Source organism: Falsiroseomonas oleicola (assembly GCF_019029495.1).
Taxonomy (GTDB): domain Bacteria; phylum Pseudomonadota; class Alphaproteobacteria; order Acetobacterales; family Acetobacteraceae; genus Falsiroseomonas; species Falsiroseomonas oleicola.
In genome coordinates, this window is sequence record NZ_JAERQM010000017.1 from 1 (window position 1) to 2,500 (window position 2,500).

The window sequence follows — 2,500 nt, forward strand, 5'->3', positions numbered from 1 at the left end:
TGCGCTTCATTGCTGCCGCTGTGGCTTCGAGCCGGCTCGGCGCGACATGGGTTCCGCTGGGATGATGCGCGCGAGAATGACGGCGTGGCGCGCAGAGCCGACTGGCCTGGAAACGCCAAAAACCCACCGGCTCACGCCGATGGGTCTTTGGATTGCATATGCTGAATGGGATGCGGGGACAGGATTTGAACCTGTGACCTTCAGGTTATGAGCCTGACGAGCTACCGGGCTGCTCCACCCCGCGGTGGTGTTCTGTTTGGGAGGCGTATGATGTTCCGGTGTGGTGGCCCGGCGGCGACCTACTCTCCCGAGCCTTAAGGCTCAGTACCATGGGCGCTGGGGTGTTTCACGTCCGAGTTCGGGATGGGATCGGGTGTATCATCCCCGCGATGGCCACCGGGCCACCAGACCGGAACATCATATGCTGTTCGGTGTCTTGGATTTGGTTGTGTGTGTGTGTGTTGGGTAGTGTGCGGCTTGGTGCTGCGCGCGGCGCCTGCCTCTTGCGAGGCTGGGCCGGTGCGGCGATGGGGTATGGAGCGCTATCGGGCGATTAGGACCGCTCAGCTGAGTGAGTTACCCCACTTACACCTGCGGCCTATCAACGTGGTGGTCTTCCACGGCCCTCAGCGAGACCTCGTCTTGAGGCTGGTTTCCCGCTTAGATGCCTTCAGCGGTTATCCATTCCGCACTTGGCCACCCAGCCATGCCACGGGCGTGACAACTGGTTCACCAGAGGTGCGTCCATCCCGGTCCTCTCGTACTAGGGACAGATCCTCTCAAGTCTCGTACACCCACGGCAGATAGGGACCGAACTGTCTCACGACGTTCTAAACCCAGCTCACGTACCGCTTTAATCGGCGAACAGCCGAACCCTTGGGACCTGCTCCAGCCCCGGGATGCGATGAGCCGACATCGAGGTGCCAAACCTCCCCGTCGATGTGGACTCTTGGGGGAGATCAGCCTGTTATCCCTAGAGTACCTTTTATCCGTTGAGCGATGGCCCTTCCACGCGGGACCACCGGATCACTAAGGCCGACTTTCGTCTCTGTTCGCGCTGTCGCGCTCACAGTCAGGCGGGCTTATGCCTTTGCACTCAACAGCCGATGTCCGACCGGCTTGAGCCCACCATCGCGCGCCTCCGTTACCATTTGGGAGGCGACCGCCCCAGTCAAACTGCCCACCACGCAGGGTCCCGGCTCGGGGTGACCGAGCTCGGTTAGACGCCAGAAAGGCACAGGGTGGTATTTCAAGGTTGGCTCCACACAAGCTAGCGCCCATGCTTCAAAGCCTCCCACCTATCCTACACAGTCCCTTCCTGGCGCCACTGCGAAGCTGCAGTAAAGGTTCATAGGGTCTTTCCGTCTGACCGCGGGTACCCCGCATCTTCACGGGGAATTCAATTTCGCTGAGCCCATGCTGGAGACAGTGGGGAGGTCGTTACGCCATTCGTGCAGGTCGGAACTTACCCGACAAGGAATTTCGCTACCTTAGGACCGTTATAGTTACGGCCGCCGTTTACTGGGGCTTCGGTTCGGAGCTTGCACTCCTCCCCTTAACCTTCCAGCACCGGGCAGGCGTCAGACCCTATACGTCATCTCTCGATTTCGCAGAGCCCTGTGTTTTTACTAAACAGTCGCCACCCCCTGGTCTGTGCCACCCAACCACACTTGCGTGCAGCCAGGTCTCGCTTATCCCGAAGTTACGCGAGCAATTTGCCTAGTTCCTTCAGCATGGTTCCCTCAAGCGCCTTGGAATACTCGTCCAATCCACCTGTGTCGGTTTAGGGTACGGTCCATATGTCAGAGCTATTTCCCGAGCAGATCCAACAGCCACCCCAATCCAATAAGGGGTAACTGCACTTCACTGCTGTCACTTCTGACGGGCCCAGGAATATTCACCTGGTTTCCATCGGCTACGGCTGTCGCCCTCGCCTTAGGGGCCGGCTCACCCTGCGCGGATTAGCCTTGCGCAGGAACCCTTGGATTTTCGGCGGGAGGGTTTCTCACCCTCCTTGTCGCTACTCATGTCCGCATTCGCACTTCCCATACCTCCACGGCCCCTCACGGATACCGCTTCACAGGCCTAGGGAACGCTCCGCTACCGCGCATCTTACGATGCACCCACAGCTTCGGCTCGTGGCTTGAGCCCCGTTACATTTTCGCCGCAGAACAGCTATTAGACCAGTGAGCTATTACGCTTTCTTTAAAGGATGGCTGCTTCTAAGCCAACCTCCTGGTTGTTTTGGCCGTCCCACATGCTTTCCCACTTAGCCACGAATTAGGGGCCTTAGCTGGTGGTCTGGGCTGTTTCCCTCTCGACAATGGACCTTAGCACCCACTGTCTGTCTGCCAGGCTGCACTCATCGGCATTCGGAGTTCGGTTGGGTTTGGTAGGACTTTGGGTCCCCCTAGCCCATCCGGTGCTCTACCTCCGACGGTGATCGCCTGACGATCTACCTCAATAGATTTCGCGGAGAACCAGCTATTTCCTGGTTTGA

At 58.7% G+C, this 2,500-nt stretch carries 1 tRNA gene and 2 rRNA genes (1 of these 3 cut by a window edge); all 3 read right to left on the reverse strand.

Features of this window, described 5'->3' with window-relative positions:
* Positions 1-170: 170 nt before the first annotated feature.
* Positions 171-244 (reverse strand) — tRNA-Met (locus tag JJQ90_RS26650).
* 42 nt (positions 245-286) lie between these two features.
* Positions 287-401: ribosomal RNA gene (gene rrf, locus JJQ90_RS26655) — 5S ribosomal RNA — on the reverse strand.
* 131 nt (positions 402-532) lie between these two features.
* Positions 533-2,500, reverse strand: a 23S ribosomal RNA gene (locus JJQ90_RS26660) (it continues 779 nt past the right edge of the window).